The 15,973-nt window shown below is 37.8% G+C and carries 15 protein-coding genes and 1 tRNA gene; 10 read left to right on the top strand and 6 right to left on the bottom strand.

Going from position 1 to position 15,973, the window contains the following annotated elements; all coding sequences use genetic code 11:
* The first annotated feature begins 62 nt into the window (after positions 1-62).
* The 5 genes from DES39_RS04995 to DES39_RS04975 all read left to right on the top strand — a co-directional run bounded on the left by DES39_RS04995 (position 63) and on the right by DES39_RS04975 (position 5,364).
* A complete protein-coding gene (locus DES39_RS04995) occupies positions 63-929 on the top strand; it encodes a carboxylate/amino acid/amine transporter (protein ID WP_121144632.1) in 867 nt (288 codons plus the stop codon).
* A 133-nt stretch (positions 930-1,062) separates the two neighbouring features.
* Entirely contained in the window at positions 1,063-2,205 is a 1,143-nt protein-coding gene (gene rlmC, locus DES39_RS04990) for a 23S rRNA (uracil(747)-C(5))-methyltransferase RlmC (RefSeq protein ID WP_121144631.1), read from the top strand.
* Entirely contained in the window at positions 2,202-2,900 is a 699-nt protein-coding gene (locus tag DES39_RS04985; protein ID WP_121144630.1) for an aspartate/glutamate racemase family protein, read from the top strand. Before rlmC ends, DES39_RS04985 begins: the two co-directional genes overlap by 4 nt.
* A gap of 94 nt (positions 2,901-2,994) precedes the next feature.
* Positions 2,995-4,551 (top strand): glutamate--cysteine ligase, encoded by a 1,557-nt coding sequence (gshA, locus tag DES39_RS04980; protein WP_121144798.1) that lies wholly within the window; start codon positions 2,995-2,997, stop codon positions 4,549-4,551.
* Positions 4,552-4,575: 24 nt separating this feature from the next.
* Positions 4,576-5,364: an endonuclease/exonuclease/phosphatase family protein gene (locus DES39_RS04975; protein WP_121144629.1), complete on the top strand. Its 789-nt coding sequence runs from the start codon at positions 4,576-4,578 to the stop codon at positions 5,362-5,364.
* Positions 5,365-5,411: 47 nt separating this feature from the next.
* On the opposite strand, the gene DES39_RS04970 is transcribed toward DES39_RS04975, so the two are convergent.
* Genes DES39_RS04970 through rnhA form a run of 3 tightly spaced genes read right to left on the bottom strand, consistent with a single transcriptional unit; the run spans position 5,412 to position 7,938 of the window.
* On the bottom strand, positions 5,412-6,671 hold the full coding sequence (locus DES39_RS04970) for a transglycosylase SLT domain-containing protein (RefSeq protein WP_121144628.1): 1,260 nt from the start codon (positions 6,669-6,671) through the stop codon (positions 5,412-5,414).
* A 39-nt stretch (positions 6,672-6,710) separates the two neighbouring features.
* Positions 6,711-7,445 carry a hydroxyacylglutathione hydrolase gene (gloB, locus tag DES39_RS04965; protein ID WP_211324621.1) on the bottom strand — a complete coding sequence of 245 codons (735 nt, stop codon included), beginning with the start codon at positions 7,443-7,445 and terminating at the stop codon, positions 6,711-6,713.
* A gap of 22 nt (positions 7,446-7,467) precedes the next feature.
* Entirely contained in the window at positions 7,468-7,938 is a 471-nt protein-coding gene (gene rnhA, locus DES39_RS04960) for a ribonuclease HI (RefSeq protein ID WP_121144627.1), read from the bottom strand.
* Between the two features lie 99 nt (positions 7,939-8,037).
* On the opposite strand from rnhA, the gene dnaQ reads away from it, so the two are divergent.
* From dnaQ to gndA, 4 genes are all read left to right on the top strand, one after another.
* Positions 8,038-8,772, top strand: a complete 735-nt coding sequence (gene dnaQ / locus DES39_RS04955) for a DNA polymerase III subunit epsilon (protein WP_211324620.1) — start codon at positions 8,038-8,040, stop codon at positions 8,770-8,772.
* 135 nt (positions 8,773-8,907) lie between these two features.
* Positions 8,908-8,984: transfer RNA gene (locus tag DES39_RS04950), tRNA-Asp, on the top strand.
* Between the two features lie 446 nt (positions 8,985-9,430).
* On the top strand, positions 9,431-10,693 hold the full coding sequence (gene rho / locus DES39_RS04945) for a transcription termination factor Rho (protein ID WP_121144625.1): 1,263 nt from the start codon (positions 9,431-9,433) through the stop codon (positions 10,691-10,693).
* 253 nt (positions 10,694-10,946) lie between these two features.
* Positions 10,947-12,359, top strand: coding sequence for an NADP-dependent phosphogluconate dehydrogenase (gndA, locus tag DES39_RS04940; protein WP_121144624.1), 1,413 nt, complete (start codon positions 10,947-10,949; stop codon positions 12,357-12,359).
* Between the two features lie 80 nt (positions 12,360-12,439).
* On the opposite strand, the gene DES39_RS04935 is transcribed toward gndA, so the two are convergent.
* Entirely contained in the window at positions 12,440-12,970 is a 531-nt protein-coding gene (locus DES39_RS04935; RefSeq protein ID WP_121144623.1) for a DedA family protein, read from the bottom strand.
* A 114-nt stretch (positions 12,971-13,084) separates the two neighbouring features.
* On the opposite strand from DES39_RS04935, the gene fdhD reads away from it, so the two are divergent.
* Positions 13,085-13,879, top strand: a complete 795-nt coding sequence (gene fdhD / locus DES39_RS04930; RefSeq protein WP_121144622.1) for a formate dehydrogenase accessory sulfurtransferase FdhD — start codon at positions 13,085-13,087, stop codon at positions 13,877-13,879.
* A gap of 180 nt (positions 13,880-14,059) precedes the next feature.
* Here fdhD and ygfZ read toward each other — a convergent pair whose 3' ends face one another.
* Complete coding sequence (gene ygfZ / locus DES39_RS04925; RefSeq protein ID WP_121144621.1) at positions 14,060-14,980, bottom strand: tRNA-modifying protein YgfZ; 921 nt, start codon at positions 14,978-14,980, stop codon at positions 14,060-14,062.
* 146 nt (positions 14,981-15,126) lie between these two features.
* Complete coding sequence (locus DES39_RS04920) at positions 15,127-15,960, bottom strand: heme/hemin ABC transporter substrate-binding protein (RefSeq protein ID WP_211324619.1); 834 nt, start codon at positions 15,958-15,960, stop codon at positions 15,127-15,129.
* Between the last annotated feature and the right edge of the window lie 13 nt (positions 15,961-15,973).

The raw sequence follows: 15,973 nt of genomic DNA, 5'->3' as shown, positions 1-15,973 counted from the left end.
TTTTTTATCGACAAAAACATGTAAACTATTTTTTTTATTTTTGTGTACATGATGAGGTCAGTGTGTTTTATTTGATTGTTGTAACGATTATTTGGTCCTTTTCATTTAGTCTGATTGGTGTGTATTTGAGCGGTCAAGTTGATACTTGGTTTGCTGTTTTAGTTCGTATTATGCTTGCTTTGTTAGTTTTTTTACCTTTCTTACGTTTACGTTATTTTTCGATTAAGCAAATTACTTTGCTCGCGCTAGTTGGTGCTTGCCAATTAGGTATAATGTATATTTTTTATTATCGTGCTTTTGACTATATTACAGTGCCTGAATTACTATTATTTACCATTTTCACCCCAATTTATATTACACTTATCTACGATATTTTGCAGAAACACAAATTAAGAACCTACTATTTATTAACCGCTAGTTTGGCGGTTGTTGGCACAGCAATTATTCGCTATGATCATATCTCCGCCGACTTTGTTCAGGGATTTTTATTGATTCAAGGTGCAAACATCAGTTTTGCTATCGGACAAGTAGGCTATAAGCGTATAATGGAGGTTTATCACTTACCGCATCGATATGCTTTTGCTTGGGTATATATCGGTGCCGCTATTGTGGCTGTTATTTGCTGGTTTATGTTTGGTCACTCGGCGCGTTTACCGACAACATTAACACAATGGTCAATTTTAATTTGGCTTGGTATTGTCGCTTCAGGTGTCTGTTACTTTTTGTGGAACTATGGGGCAACAAAAGTGGATTCTGGTACACTGGCAATTATGAATAATTTACTTATACCTGCTGGAATTTTAGTCAATGTCATTATTTGGCAGCAGCAAATTGATTGGTTAAGGTTCCTAATCGGTGGCGGTATCATTGTTTTAGCACTAGCTGTTCAACAGTATGTGAGCCATGTTACCGTAAAAAAAGCCATCTAAATTAGATGGCATGGTTATAAAATGAAAAAATAAAGCAGTGGCACATATTAAGACAGGTAAACAAAATAGAAGTTCCATAAAAAAACACTTTTTTTTAAAAAAAAATTAACCAAATGATTTTATTAAAATAAATATGATATGTTCTTATTATAATTCTCACCAATGTCGATCTTGCTCCTGGTTAGAAAAACCGTACGCCAGACAGATACACGATAAACAAGCAATGCTATCTCAAAAGTTAAATGAGTTTAACCCTGAGGTGATTTTAGATCCGATTATGAGTGAGCAAGTTGCTTTTCGTAATAAAGCTAAAATGGCCGTTTTAGGTACGGTGGAAAAACCAATACTAGGCATAATGACCGATGGTAATGCTGTCGATTTATGTGATTGCCCCCTTTATTCTCCCGTAATGCGCTCAACACTATATCAACTCAGAACGTTAATTAAGCAATTGCAGTTAGTTCCCTATAACATTCGCAAGAAAAAAGGGGAAATTAAATTTATTATTCTAACTGAGGCCAAAGGTCAATTTATGCTGCGAATTGTTTTGCGCTCAGAAAAAGAACAATCAAAAATCACTCATGCTTTAGCTGAAATACAACAAAATATGCCACAATTGATCGTGATCTCGATTAATATTCAGCCAGAGCATTCGGCGGTTCTTGAAGGCCCACAAGAATTTATTTTGACGCAGCAACAACAGTTCCCGATAACGATGAATAATATCCCATTATTCATACAAAAAGGCAGCTTCTTTCAGACAAACACCGCTGTCGCCAGTCAGTTATATGCCACAGCTAAACAATGGTTAGACTCATTAAATGTTAATGCTATCTGGGATCTATTTTGTGGCGTGGGCGGATTTGGACTACATTGTATTACTGCGCAAAGGCAATTAACGGGCATTGAAATTAATCAAGAAGCGATAGCGTGTGCAAAATTATCAGCTCGTTTAATGGATTACAACAAAATTAGCTTCCAGTCATTGGATGCGGCAAAATTTGCCTATTCACAACCAAACTCGCAACCTGATCTTGTTTTAGTTAACCCACCTCGTCGTGGTTTAGGTCAAGCGTTAGCTGATTATTTACATCAAATGTCATCACAATATATTTTATATTCAAGTTGTAATTTAGACAGTTTAGTTGCTGATTTAAAGGTCTTAACACAGTATCAAATCCAATGTGTGCAGTTATTTGACATGTTTCCTCATACCGAACATATGGAAATTCTCGTACTATTAAAAAATACCCAATATAATAAGGACATCAAATGAAAACAATTGGCTTAATTGGTGGGATGAGTTGGGAAAGCACGGTGACTTATTATCAAGTGATTAATCGAGTCATTCAAGCGGAGCTTGGTGGTTTACATTCAGCAAAATGCATTATATATAGCGTTGATTTTCAAGAAATAGAGCAGTGTCAAGTCAATGGGAATTGGGATAAAAGTGGCAAAATTTTAGCACAAGCCGCTGCCAGCTTACAGCAATCTGGTGCTGACTTTATTATTGTCTGCACAAATACTATGCATAAAGTATTCGCTGATATTCAAATGGCAATCACTATCCCTATTTTACATATTGCCGAAACAACGGCACTATCATTAAAAACACAGCACATTAAAAAAGTTGCGCTATTGGGCACTCAATATACGATGGAACAGAATTTTTATAAACAAGTCATCATGAATCATGGTATTGAGGTCATCATTCCTGCGCCAGAGGATCGGGCTATCATTAATAATATTATTTATCAGGAATTATGTTTGGGCCTTATCAAGGCTGAGTCTAAACGTGCTTTTTTAACGATTATGCATAAATTAGCTAACGATGGCGCACAAGGTATTATTTTAGGCTGTACCGAAATTGGCTTATTAATCAAACAAACCGATACCGCGATTGCTTTATTTGATACTTGCTTTATACATGCGCAATACGCAGCACTTGAGGCGGTTGGCCGACATAAGTAAAAATATTTATCCTAATTGGCTAGTATAAAAAGCCCATAAAGTTATGGTATGATGAGTCAATATTGTCGTAATAGTTGCCGTGATGGAGGCCATTTTGATTCCTGATGTATCGCAAGCATTAAGCTGGTTAGAGAAACACTATACCGTTTTAGATGGAATTCAACGAGGCGTTGAAAGAGAAACGCTACGTATTTTACATGATGGAACCTTATCAAAAACACCTTTTCCACTTGAAATTGGTTCTGCCTTAACACATCCATGGATTACTACTGATTTCGCTGAATCAATGCTTGAATTTATAACGCCAGTTAATACCAATATTGATTATATGCTGACTTTTTTAAAGGACTTACATCGTTATGCTAATGTACATATTGATGATGAATTGATGTGGCCATTAAGTATGCCATGTTTTGTCGCTAATGAAGATGAGATCACTTTAGCGCAATACGGCACATCTAATGAAGGGTTATTAAAAACGCTTTATCGACAAGGGTTAAAGAATCGTTATGGGGCAATGATGCAAACGATTTCAGGAGTGCACTATAACTTTTCGCTGCCTCCTGCATTTTGGCAAGCTAGATATAACATCAACGATGCTCAGGAAGGCAAAGATGTCATTTCAGCCGGCTATTTCAATATTATTCGTAACTATTATCGATTTGGTTGGGTTATTCCTTATTTATTTGGTGCTTCACCATCGGCATGTGGGTCATTTATCAAAGATCCCGAAAAATTAAAAGAATTCACTAAACAGACCAATGGTAACTGTTATCTACCTTACGCGACGTCATTACGTTTAAGTGATATCGGTTATACCAACAATGCACAAAAACAGCTTGGTATTACATTTAATGATTTAGCCACTTATGTGAAAGGCTTAACCAAAGCAACGCACACTAAATCGGCTGAGTTTAGTAAAATTGGCATAAAAGTTGATGGTCAATATCGACAAATTAATGACAATATCTTACAGATTGAAAATGAGTTCTATGCACCAATCAGACCAAAACGAGTGCCGAAAAATGACGAAACACCATCGGACGCATTGTTGAGAGCGGGAATTGAATACATTGAAGTGAGATCTTTAGATATTAATCCATTCTCACCAATTGGTATTACTGAAGAACAGATCCGTTTTGTTGATCTGTTTTTAATTTGGTGTGCACTTGCACCATCGCCGGAAATGAGTAGTGAAGAGTTGCAATGTACTAAAGTGAATTGGAATAGAGTGATTATGGAAGGTCGAAAACCTGATCAAATTATTAGTATGGGATGTGGGAGTTATCATCAGCCTCTAGCGAAAGTCGGGCATGACCTATTTAAGGATTTATTGCAAGTGGCAGACGTACTTGATCATCAAGATGAACAAAAATCTTATCGTAGAGTGTGTGAACGGCTCAACATTATGTTCGATCATCCAGAACTGACATTATCAGCAAGAACATTACAGGCAATTAGTGATCTTGGGACGGCTAAATTTGGTTTAGCATTGGCTAAGCAATATAAACAGCAGCTTAATGCTGAACCTTTACGTATTCTAACTGAAGGTGATTTTAATTATCAAAAAATCCAATCCATCGCTAAGCAGAAACAAAAAGAGCAAAATCAAACATTGTCATTTGATGATTATCTTAAACAGATGAGGTAATGGTGCTGGGTGATAAGGGGTAATATGAATAAGTTTATCGGACTTTTACCTAATCATGATTACGTTATACGTTATCTTGGTGATAATAACATTGAACTTATCGAGCCCCACCAACAGATTATTGTTGATCAGCCACTCATTGTGGCTAATCAATTAAGTATCTTAGTGTGGAATATTTTCAAACAAAAACGTGCCGATAGCTTGGCTTTTTTAGAAAAATATTTAGATCAAACCCAACTTATTTTGCTGCAAGAAGCGCAAACTACACCAAGGTTACTGAATTTTATTCGTAAAAATCACAAAGTTGCCGATCATGTTCCTGCTTACTTTTTTAATGACAGCTATGCTGGTGTGATGACGATAGCCAATGCTAAACCTATCTCTGCTATTGCTTTTAAAGAAAAAGAACCGTTGATAAGAATTCCTAAATCGGCTTTAGTTACCCAATATCGCTTACCTAATACTACACAGAGCTTATTAGTTGCCAACATTCATGCCGTCAACTTTAGTTTTGGGGTCAAGATTTATCGTCAGCAAATAAGAATGCTACTAAATCGAATACAATTGCACGAAGGACCTGTGATACTAGCCGGTGATTTCAATGCCTGGAGCCGCCAGCGGCTACATTTACTCTATAATTTAGTTCGGATGATGAATTTAAAACCCGTTAACTTCACAACGGATTTACGCAAAACATTTATGGGGCGGCCTCTGGATTTTGTTTTTTATCGTGGCCTAAAGATTGAGCAGGCTTCAATTTTACACACCAATACCTCAGATCATAATCCCTTATTTGTCAGTTTTAGCCTTTGATCATTGTGACTTCGTGATCTGCCTACTAGCATTATTCAATGTGATCATTACGAACTGCCATTTTTAATATTAATGGTCAGTTTCTCGCCCGGCTTAAGTTTATTTGAGTTTTGAATCTTATTCCATTGCAGAAGATCACTGACGCTAACTTTATGATTTTTAGCAATTAAATACAGGTTATCGCCTGATTTTACGCGATAGATAATCTGGCTATAACGTTTATGCTCTTTTTCGTAATAATTAATCTCTCGATCAGTAATTTTAACGTATTTATTATTCGTTAAATTAGGATCGGCATTCGTGTATTTTGTTTCGATTGTATTGGGCTGAACTTGCAGTAAATCGATGATATCTGAGCTAACTAAATGAGATGCGCTTAATTTGGTATATAGTGCAGGTGCATAATTAGCTGGAATAAATAAGTGATATGGGCCTTTAACGACTTTTTTGGTATAAGCTGCGTTATATTCCAGTAATTCATCAAGTGAAATACCCGCATAATCAGCGATTTTATCGAGGCTAATTTGTTCTGACAAATCAAACTTGACTAATGAATTCGCATATACGCAATTCGGTAGCGAGATGCGATATTGGTCATTGTGACGAATAATATTGGTAATGGCTAAAAACTTAGGCACATATTGCATCGTCTCTTTCGGCAAATTTAGTGCCCAGAAATTGGTGGGCAGACCTTTTGATTTATTCCAGGTTATCGCTTTTTGTACACGGCCTTCGCCTGCATTATAAGCTGCAAGCGTTAGTAACCAATCACCATCAAAACGTTGGTTGAGGTATTGCAATAGATTAATAGCGGTATCGGTTGATTCAATCAGATCTCGCCTTGGATCATACCAATTATTTTTGGTCAAACCATATTGTTTGGCGGTAATTGGCACAATCTGCCATAATCCTGCTGCTTTAGCATAAGATGTTGCGAGTGGATCATAAGCACTTTCAATTAAAGGAATTAAAGCTAACTCCACAGGCATATTACGTTCATTAAGCTGGTTTACAATATAATAAATATAAGGCTCTGAGCGTAATATATTGGTTTCAAACGAATTCTTATTTTTGATGATTTTATCTTTTTCAATCATGATCCGTTTATTATCAGGAATTTTAATTTGTAACTGGTTTTGAATAAATGACCAAGGATCTTGTGTGATTAATGTGTAGTTTGAATTATCAGCTATTGTAACATTTGTTTTTACTCGTTTTTGGGTCACACTGCCCAATGTATTGGGTGATTGCGTATTTTGACATCCACTTATCAAAATCGTGAGTAAAAGAAGAAGAGCAATGCGCATTTTGACTAATCAGTTAGTATACAGTGGCGCGCATTATACCTAAAAACTGTCTTTTTGTGTCCTAAAAAATTTAAACAGTTCTAATTCATTATGAAAATTGAATTTTTTTTGTAAATTTACCTCATCACAACGTAAAAACAGGTTGATATCTTTTTCTTGTACAATTGTCGATGGTAAGGTGATAGCTTGATGTTTGATATGTTGCTCATATTGAGTAATTATCATATCTTCTGGTACAAGGGTTGCTGCGAATTTAAGATTACTAAGCGTGTATTCATGGGCGGCACAGACGATGGTATCATTAGGTAAGGCTTTTAATCGATTAAGTGAAGTCAACATTTGTGCATGCGTCCCTTCAAAAAGCCGTCCGCAGCCTGCCGAAAACAGGGTGTCACCACAAAATAAATACGGTTTAGCGTAATAAGCAACATGACCCAGTGTGTGGCCGGGGACTGGGATAATCTCAAATGTTAACTCACCAAAGTTGATTGATGTGTCTGGCGATATTTTTGTGATCGGTAAATCAATTTCATCAGGTCCAAATGCTGGCAAATTGGGGTAGCGCTGCTGCAAGCTACCCACACCATCAACATGATCATGATGATGATGGGTGAGCAAAATGGCTATTGGTGATAAATGATGGGTTGATAAGTAATCAATGACTGGCGATGCTTCACCTGGATCAACAATGATAACTTGATGCTGTGAATTTTCAAGTAACCAAATATAATTATCAGTTAAAGATGGAATAATATGTAATTTGTACTTAGTCACTGTGCCTCCCTAATGATGCTAATTATGACGCATCAGCGATAAAACCATCATCTTGATATTTTGGATTATTGGCCGATTCTTTAGCAATAATATCACAACGTTCATTTTCAATATGACCTGCGTGCCCTTTAACCCAAATCCACTCAATTGCATGTTGAGTTACAACACGATCTAAGCGGCACCATAAATCGGCATTTTTTACCGGCTTTTTATTGGCGGTTTTCCAGCCATTTTTTTTCCAATTATGAATCCATGATAAAATACCATTACGTAAGTATTGGCTATCGGAATAGAGCTTTACTGCACATTTTTGTGTTAATGCTTCGAGTGCAATAATTGCAGCAAGCAGTTCCATGCGGTTATTGGTTGTTAAAAAATAGCCCTCAGTTAAGATACGTTCTTTTTGCTGATATTTTAATATTGCAGCATATCCACCAGGACCTGGATTACCAAGGCATGAACCATCAGTGTAAATATCGATTTTTTTTAGCATACTCAATTAGCATTTTTTAAATTGCAAAATAAACGGTAAACTATATTACAGAATTAATCTAGATTAAAAAACCCTAAATCGCCAATGAATAGTAAAAATATGATAACACCAAATAGACAAATTGTACTTGATACCGAAACAACGGGTATGAATCAAGACGGAAAAAATCATTATGAAGGCCATAAAGTGATTGAAATCGGTGCGGTTGAGGTTGTTAATCGCCGTTTGACCGGCAATCACTTTCATGTCTATATTAATCCGATGCGCCTTGTTGATGAGGGCGCATTTGCCGTGCATGGGATTAGCGATGACTTTTTAAAAGATAAGCCGATTTTCAGTCATATTGCACACGACTTTATCCAGTTTATTGATGGCGCAGAGCTAATTATTCATAATGCATCGTTTGACGTGGGATTCATGGATTATGAATTTAGGCTGGCAAACATAGATTTTGTTACCGCTGCGCACTGTGTTGTGACCGATACCTTAGCAATGGCTAGGCGTATTTTCCCCGGTAAACGTAATAACTTAGATGTGCTGTGTGAGCGCTATCAAATTGACAATTCACATCGAACGCTACATGGCGCGTTGTTAGATGCTGAAATCTTAGCCGAAGTTTATTTGGCGATGACCGGTGGACAAACATTACTTACTTTTAATCACGATGAAGCGGGGAATGCTAATTCATCGGTGATGCAAGAACGAATAGCTAAAATCAATCGTGATGATTTTAATCTAAAAGTCATTAAAGCCACTGAAGATGAGCTTGTTATTCATAATGAATGGTTAGATAAAATCGATAAAAAAAGCGGTGGGGCGATTTGGCGTAAATAAGCATAGGGATGTTTTGGTGATGAATTTATGTGCAGTTGATTGCTAGGAATGCAAAATTTTATTGACGATATTCAAATAAATCTTTAATATCTCGCCTACTTTAAGACACAGTTTTGTCGTGAAGAAATAAAACGCGGAGCGGTAGTTCAGTTGGTTAGAATACCTGCCTGTCACGCAGGGGGTCGCGGGTTCGAGCCCCGTCCGTTCCGCCAATTTTATAAAATATAGATTTTTAGAAAGGTGCTGAATTCAGCGCCTTTTTTTATGCCGTTTATTTTTTAAATGCTAGTGTTCATGCTCACAACGTGACTGCGCGTAAACATTCCCGTAATTGATAACTTATTTATAATGGTTTAACATCTATTTTACGATTAACCATAGACACCATAATAATTTTAGTGTAAATTGTTTGCTATCTCTTATGAGATTCCTCTCTGTTTATCCACCTAGTTGAATAATTTTAGTGATCAGTCTTTGTGGACGGTACAATATTTTAAAGTAATATCAAATTGTGTTAATTAAGTTAAAACGTTTTATTGTATAAAGAGATGACATTTAGACTATTCATTACGTGTATTAATACAAAATGTTAATTGCGTGGATATAAACAAACAACGAATTAATCATATCGAAATTATCCTCAAGAACCTATTAAACTATGAATCTAACCGAACTAAAAACTAAACCTGTATCAGAGCTTGTTACACTAGGCGAAAAAACAATGGGGCTTGAAAACTTAGCCCGTTTACGTAAACAAGATATTATTTTTGCTATATTAAAGCAGCACGCAAAAAGTGGCGAAGACATTTTTGGCGATGGCGTACTTGAGATTTTGCAAGACGGCTTTGGTTTTTTGCGTTCAGCCGACAGCTCTTACCTAGCCGGTCCTGATGATATCTATGTTTCACCAAGTCAAATTAGACGCTTCAATTTAAGAACTGGTGATACAATATCAGGCAAGATTAGACCACCGAAAGAAGGCGAGCGTTATTTTGCATTATTAAAAGTCAATGAAGTCAATCATGATAAACCTGAAGATGCCCGAAACAAGATCCTATTTGAAAACTTAACGCCACTCCATGCCAATTCAAGACTTCGTATGGAACGCGGTAACGGTTCTACTGAAGATTTAACGACTCGCGTATTAGATTTAGCATCACCAATCGGTAAAGGTCAGCGTGGTTTAATTGTTGCACCGCCAAAAGCCGGTAAAACCATGTTGCTACAAAATATTGCACAAAGCTTAGCAACCAATTACCCTGAATGTGAATTAATGGTGTTACTGATTGATGAGCGCCCAGAAGAAGTCACGGAAATGCAGCGTTTAGTTAAAGGTGAAGTGATTGCCTCAACATTTGATGAGCCCGCTGCGCGCCATGTGCAAGTAGCTGAAATGGTGATTGAACGCGCTAAACGTTTAGTCGAACATAAAAAAGACGTAATTATCCTTTTAGACTCCATTACCCGTTTAGCGCGAGCATACAACACAGTTGTTCCTTCGTCAGGTAAAGTATTAACCGGTGGTGTGGATGCTAATGCATTACACCGTCCAAAACGCTTTTTTGGGGCAGCGCGTAATGTTGAAGAAGGCGGAAGCTTAACAATTATTGCAACTGCGTTAGTTGATACCGGTTCTAAAATGGACGAGGTTATCTACGAAGAGTTTAAAGGCACGGGGAATATGGAATTACATCTTTCTCGCAAAATCGCGGAACGCCGCGTGTTTCCGGCAATTGATTTTAACCGTTCTGGTACACGTAAAGAAGAGTTAATGACGTCATCTGATGAGTTACAAAAAATGTGGATTTTGCGTAAGATCCTCAACCCAATGGGTGAAATCGATGCGATGGAATTCTTGATTGATAAGTTATCAATGACTAAAACAAATGAAGAGTTTTTCGATATGATGAAACGTTCATAAGCGTTATCAATTAAAAGTATAGCGAATAATTTAACTTAATGATTGTTAGTCATAAAAAGTTGCTTCATTTAAGCAGCTTTTTTTATTGATTTAAATGTGGTTTAATAGCCAAGTAAATTAATCAACTATGTGCGCATTCTTTATACTCTGATGACTTTATTATCATGGTCTTATCACGGTATTGGCTTAAGTGTTTTATCATACCTAAGTATCTTGGGAATACGCGATACTGAGCGAACAAAAGAGGTTTAAAATGTCTCAACAAGAAATTGGTGTTATCGGCATGGCGGTTATGGGCCGTAATCTAGCATTAAATATTGAAAGTCGTGGTTATTCTGTTTCTATTTATAACCGCTCTAAAGACAAGACGGATGAAGTGATGGCTGAGCATTCAGATAAGAATCTTGTTCCTTATTATTCTTTACCAGATTTCGTCAATTCACTGGAAAAACCTCGTCGCGTTCTGATTATGGTTCAGGCTGGTAAAGGCACTGATGCGGTTATTGATGAGCTAAAACCGCTGCTAGATAAAGGCGATATTATTATTGATGGTGGAAATGCTTACTTTGAAGATACCATTCGTCGTAATCAAGCGCTATCTGATGCAGGCTTTAATTTTATTGGCACCGGTGTTTCAGGTGGTGAAGAAGGTGCGCTTAAAGGGCCTTCAATCATGCCTGGTGGTCAAAAAGAAGCTTACCAACTTGTTGCGCCAATTCTTGAAAAAATTGCTGCAAAAGCTAACGGCGAACCTTGCGTTGCCTATATTGGGCCAAATGGCGCAGGTCACTATGTAAAAATGGCACATAATGGTATTGAGTATGGTGATATGCAATTGATTGCCGAAAGTTATTCACTATTAAAACACGCTGCTGGCTTATCTAATGATGAATTGGCCCATGTTTTTACCCAGTGGAACCAAGGTGAGCTTAATAGCTATTTGATCGAAATCACGGCCGATATTTTTAACTATAAAGAGCCATCGGGTCAGCATTTAGTTGATGTTATTTTAGATGCCGCGGGTAATAAAGGAACAGGTAAATGGACTAGCCAAAGTGCTTTAGATTTAGGTGAGCCATTATCATTGATTACCGAGTCCGTATTTGCGCGTTATTTATCTGCAATTAAAGATCAACGTGTTGCTGCATCTAAAGTACTCAGTGGTCCAAAAATCACTGTTCAAGGTGATAAAGACGCCCTGATTGAGAAAATTCGTAAAGCACTTTACTTAGGTAAAATTATCTCTTATGCACAAGGTTTTGCGCAATTAAAAGCGGCCTCAGAGCATTATCAATGGAATCTCAATTATGGTGAGATTGCTAAAATCTTCCGTGCTGGTTGTATAATTCGCGCGCAATTTTTACAAAAAATCACTGACGCGTATGCTGGCAATCATGATGTGGCGAACCTACTCTTAACGCCATACTTTAAACAGACAGTTGAAGACTATCAACAATCATTAAGAGACGTTGTGTCACTTGCTGTGCAAAATGGTATTCCTGTGCCAACGTTATCGGCAGCAATCGCTTATTATGATAGCTATCGGAGTGCTGTGTTACCTGCTAACTTGATTCAAGCTCAGCGTGATTATTTTGGTGCTCATACTTATAAACGCACTGACAAAGACGGTGTGTTCCATACTGATTGGATGGGAATTGAAGGCTAGTCGATATTAGTCCCAATGATTGATGATAAAGGCGGTTTTTTTACCGCCTTTTTTATGTCTGCTATTTAATATGATGGTGATTAACCAAATAGGGCTTCTAACCACTGTACACCAAAGGCGCCCGGCGCTAGCATCACAAATGCCCATACTGGCGCTGAGCTCACATTGGCAATATTAAATTTAAACCATGGCATATGCATGGCACCGGCGATAAGTGGCACGACCGCTCGAAGCGGGCCAAAAAAGCGACCGATAAACACACCGGTTAAACCATAACGATGAAAAAACTGCTCCGCTCGGTAAACGGTTTTTGGATGTTTATTCAATGGCCAAGCATGAATAATTTGCTGATGATAATGTTTACCGAGCCAAAATGATACCCAGTCTCCCATAATTGCGCCGGCTGAAGCCGCTAAAAATGTCGGCATGAATGGAATGAGATCGGCGCCGATTAACGCACCAGATGCGAGTAAAATTGCGGTTGCTGGCAGTAAAAGTGAGATAATCGCTAGCGATTCACCAAAAGCTAACAGAAAAATAACCGGTATGGACCATACCTGATTATGCTCGATGAACGTCATTATCGTTTGTGTGATTTCATGTATCGACATAAATTACTTCGCTCAAATAGATTCTGTTTCTTTATTTATTTTCCTATTTTACAATAAAGTCGTATGATTACATATACAAATATCGGCAAAATTGAGTAAGCTAAAGGTAATAGCATGGTTCTGACAACGCAAACAGTTAACGTCAATAAATTTAATGATCACATCTTCAAACCCACACAACTCGATATGATTGCGATAGAAAAACCAGTAGCACTGATTTATAACGGTATTTCTCATGTGGTCATGATGGCCACGCCCAAAGATTTAGCACACTTTGCGTTAGGATTTTCGCTAACAGAGCGAATTATTGATAATCCAAATGAAATTTATGGTATTGATATTGAAGAAACGCCAAAAGGCATTGAAGTACATATCGAATTATCCTCACGTCGCTTTATGCAGCTTAAAGCGCAACGGCGTAATTTAACCGGTAGAACGGGATGTGGTATCTGTGGTACCGAGCAAATTGATCAAGTCTGTAAATTATCAGCAAATTTGCCAACTACCACCCAAATTATGTTGCAGCATTTTGTCGATGCTCCCAACAATTTAAAACGAGTACAAGTGGTTGGTGAACAAACTGGTTGCACGCATGCGGCGGTGTGGCTGAGTACTCAGGGGCAATTTATTGCTGGCTTTGAAGATATCGGTCGTCATGTTGCGTTAGATAAGCTGCTAGGCTATCGTGCTAAACAGCACGATCAGCAAGGTATCATTTTAGTTTCCAGCCGAGCGAGTTATGAAATGGTGCAAAAAGTTGCCAATTGTGGCGTTGAAATTTTATTCGCGGTATCGGCTGCAACCTCAATGGCTGTCGAGATGGCAGAGCAGTGCAATTTGACGCTGGTCGGCTTTTTTCGTGGCGAAAAAGGCGTCGTTTATTCAGGTAAACATCGGCTGATTGATTAGCAGTTAATGTGATTGCACGGTAGGGTTAACCAATCAGCTTTAGCATATTAAAATTAAACGATTGTTTTAAATCCGTTGATGATTTGAAAATAAACAAGGTACTGTATAAAGGCCTTATCAAAGTAGATAAGGTCTTTATGATAAAAATTGCATGAGTTAGAGCCAGTAATGCTGCGTGCGTTATTTAATACGTAGCCGACTATCAGAATCTGTTTTTAGACTAAATACGGTATTTGCATCTAGGTCATTATTTAACACGGCTTGAACCCAGATCGTGTGGTCATCTAATTGTAGCGTAGCGAGCACGCAGCCTGTTTCGCGCCAATTGTCATCAATTTGCTGTAATAACGTATCACCAATTTGTGGCAATGAATCGCTATGGCCAGTTAACAGGTATAATGCGCGTTTATTCATACCACGAAACTGGGCACGGGCGACCATCTCTTGCCCACAATAGCAGCCTTTATCGAAGCTGATCGCGTTAAAATTTTGCAAGTTAAAGGCTTGTGGTAAGTATTGGTTACTGACCGGCAAATCAATAATGGGGTAATTAGCTTCAAGATCTAATAACGACCACTGTTGACTCGTGACTGATTGCTCGGTCGCGAAAGGGAGCGCTGCAAGTTCATTTGGCTGACCGATGATGATATAGCGTGTGGTTGGAAAATCGATTTTTAAGTAGGTAATATTGCCTTGGGTTAGGCAGTTTTGTTCATCACCAAAGCATGATTCAATCGATGATAAGACCGTTTGCACAGTTTGACCTGCAATGCCAATCATGGTTAAATCTGTTTCGATTGCAAAGCTAACTTTTGAGAAAATAGCGTATTTTTTTAGCTCTTTTAGTTGAGCCTCGACAACACTTTTGCGTTCAATATAGTAAATATCATCGCCACGTTTAAACAGCAGCATATTACTCCACACTTTCCCTTTAGGATCACACTGCGCAGTAAATAAAAAATGTGTATCGTTTAACAGATCAAGATTATTGGTGACTTGACCCTGGAAGAATTTATGATTATCAGCACCAGAAACTTTGATAAGTTGCCAATCATCTAATTGAATTTTGCTAAGTGGCAGTGAGTTTGATGTATACAACATGATAAGTCGCCTTATTGATCATTTTCTGCAATAGTATCTTATAAGTATAATCGCTCTCTATCATAAAACACAATCACAACTCTTAGCGATGATAAAAAATAGGTTAATGGTCTAACAACAGTAGACGATTAACCCAATAAGCGAAACTAAGGGTAAAATCCTGCGTATAAAGTATTTACTGCCTGGCCCACTCTCGGACCCATGCCTAAAATCAGCGCTTGATCAATTAAGACGATGCGTTTATTTTTCCAGGCATTGGTGTGGTTAACACCAGCAAATTGTGCCAGATTTTCGATACCACCAATCGCATCGATCGATTGTGATGTCACGACAATCACATCAGGATTGGCAACAATTAAGGCTTCGCTACTGTAGTTTTTATAGTTGTTATGTGTGGCAATATTATTACCACCAGCAAGTGTGATTAGGCTATCGGCAACGGTATTTTTCCCTGCTACTTGAGTCACGCCCGACATACTTAATAAAAATAAAACATTTGGTGCATGATCTTCTTGCACAATTTTATCTTCAACTATAGCGACATCACTCGCAATGGCGCTAATGAGTTGTTTTGCCTGCTCACTTTTATGCAACCTATCGCCAATTTTTTCGATATTGCTAAATAGCAACGTGAGATCATTTGGCACGCGTTGTAGCGATAAAATATCCACGTCAGCTGTGGCTAACTGAGCAAAAATTGGTGATGGGCCCGAATCTTGCCAGGTAATAAATAACGTTGGCTTGAGCGATAAAATCCCTTCAATACTGAGCTGTTTCCAATAACCAATTTGTGGCAATGATTTGACTTCTGGCGGATAGGTACTGGTCATATCGACGCCAACTAACTCATCTTGTGCTTGCAGCAGATAAATAATTTCGGTAATTGAACCGCCAGCGATAATAATACGTTCTTGTGAATAACTCAGCGGTGCAAACATCGTTAATGTGATGATAATAAATTGTCTTAAATGATAGATCATAATTGCATATCCT

It is taken from the genome of Orbus hercynius, assembly GCF_003634275.1.
Lineage (GTDB): Bacteria > Pseudomonadota > Gammaproteobacteria > Enterobacterales > Orbaceae > Orbus > Orbus hercynius.
This window is presented reverse-complemented; position numbering and strand designations above follow the sequence as displayed.

What these genes read in the sequence shown, in the direction of transcription:
- DES39_RS04975 (WP_121144629.1), top strand. Translation starts at nt 4,576, where the DNA reads ATGAATAAGTTTATCGGACTTTTACCTAATCATGATTACGTTATACGT.
- rnhA (WP_121144627.1), bottom strand. Translation starts at nt 7,938, where the DNA reads ATGCTAAAAAAAATCGATATTTACACTGATGGTTCATGCCTTGGTAAT.
- ygfZ (WP_121144621.1), bottom strand. Translation starts at nt 14,980, where the DNA reads ATGTTGTATACATCAAACTCACTGCCACTTAGCAAAATTCAATTAGAT.
- rho (WP_121144625.1), top strand. Translation starts at nt 9,431, where the DNA reads ATGAATCTAACCGAACTAAAAACTAAACCTGTATCAGAGCTTGTTACA.
- DES39_RS04985 (WP_121144630.1), top strand. Translation starts at nt 2,202, where the DNA reads ATGAAAACAATTGGCTTAATTGGTGGGATGAGTTGGGAAAGCACGGTG.
- dnaQ (WP_211324620.1), top strand. Translation starts at nt 8,038, where the DNA reads ATGATAACACCAAATAGACAAATTGTACTTGATACCGAAACAACGGGT.
- gndA (WP_121144624.1), top strand. Translation starts at nt 10,947, where the DNA reads ATGTCTCAACAAGAAATTGGTGTTATCGGCATGGCGGTTATGGGCCGT.
- DES39_RS04935 (WP_121144623.1), bottom strand. Translation starts at nt 12,970, where the DNA reads ATGTCGATACATGAAATCACACAAACGATAATGACGTTCATCGAGCAT.
- DES39_RS04970 (WP_121144628.1), bottom strand. Translation starts at nt 6,671, where the DNA reads ATGCGCATTGCTCTTCTTCTTTTACTCACGATTTTGATAAGTGGATGT.
- rlmC (WP_121144631.1), top strand. Translation starts at nt 1,063, where the DNA reads ATGATATGTTCTTATTATAATTCTCACCAATGTCGATCTTGCTCCTGG.
- DES39_RS04920 (WP_211324619.1), bottom strand. Translation starts at nt 15,960, where the DNA reads ATGATCTATCATTTAAGACAATTTATTATCATCACATTAACGATGTTT.
- fdhD (WP_121144622.1), top strand. Translation starts at nt 13,085, where the DNA reads ATGGTTCTGACAACGCAAACAGTTAACGTCAATAAATTTAATGATCAC.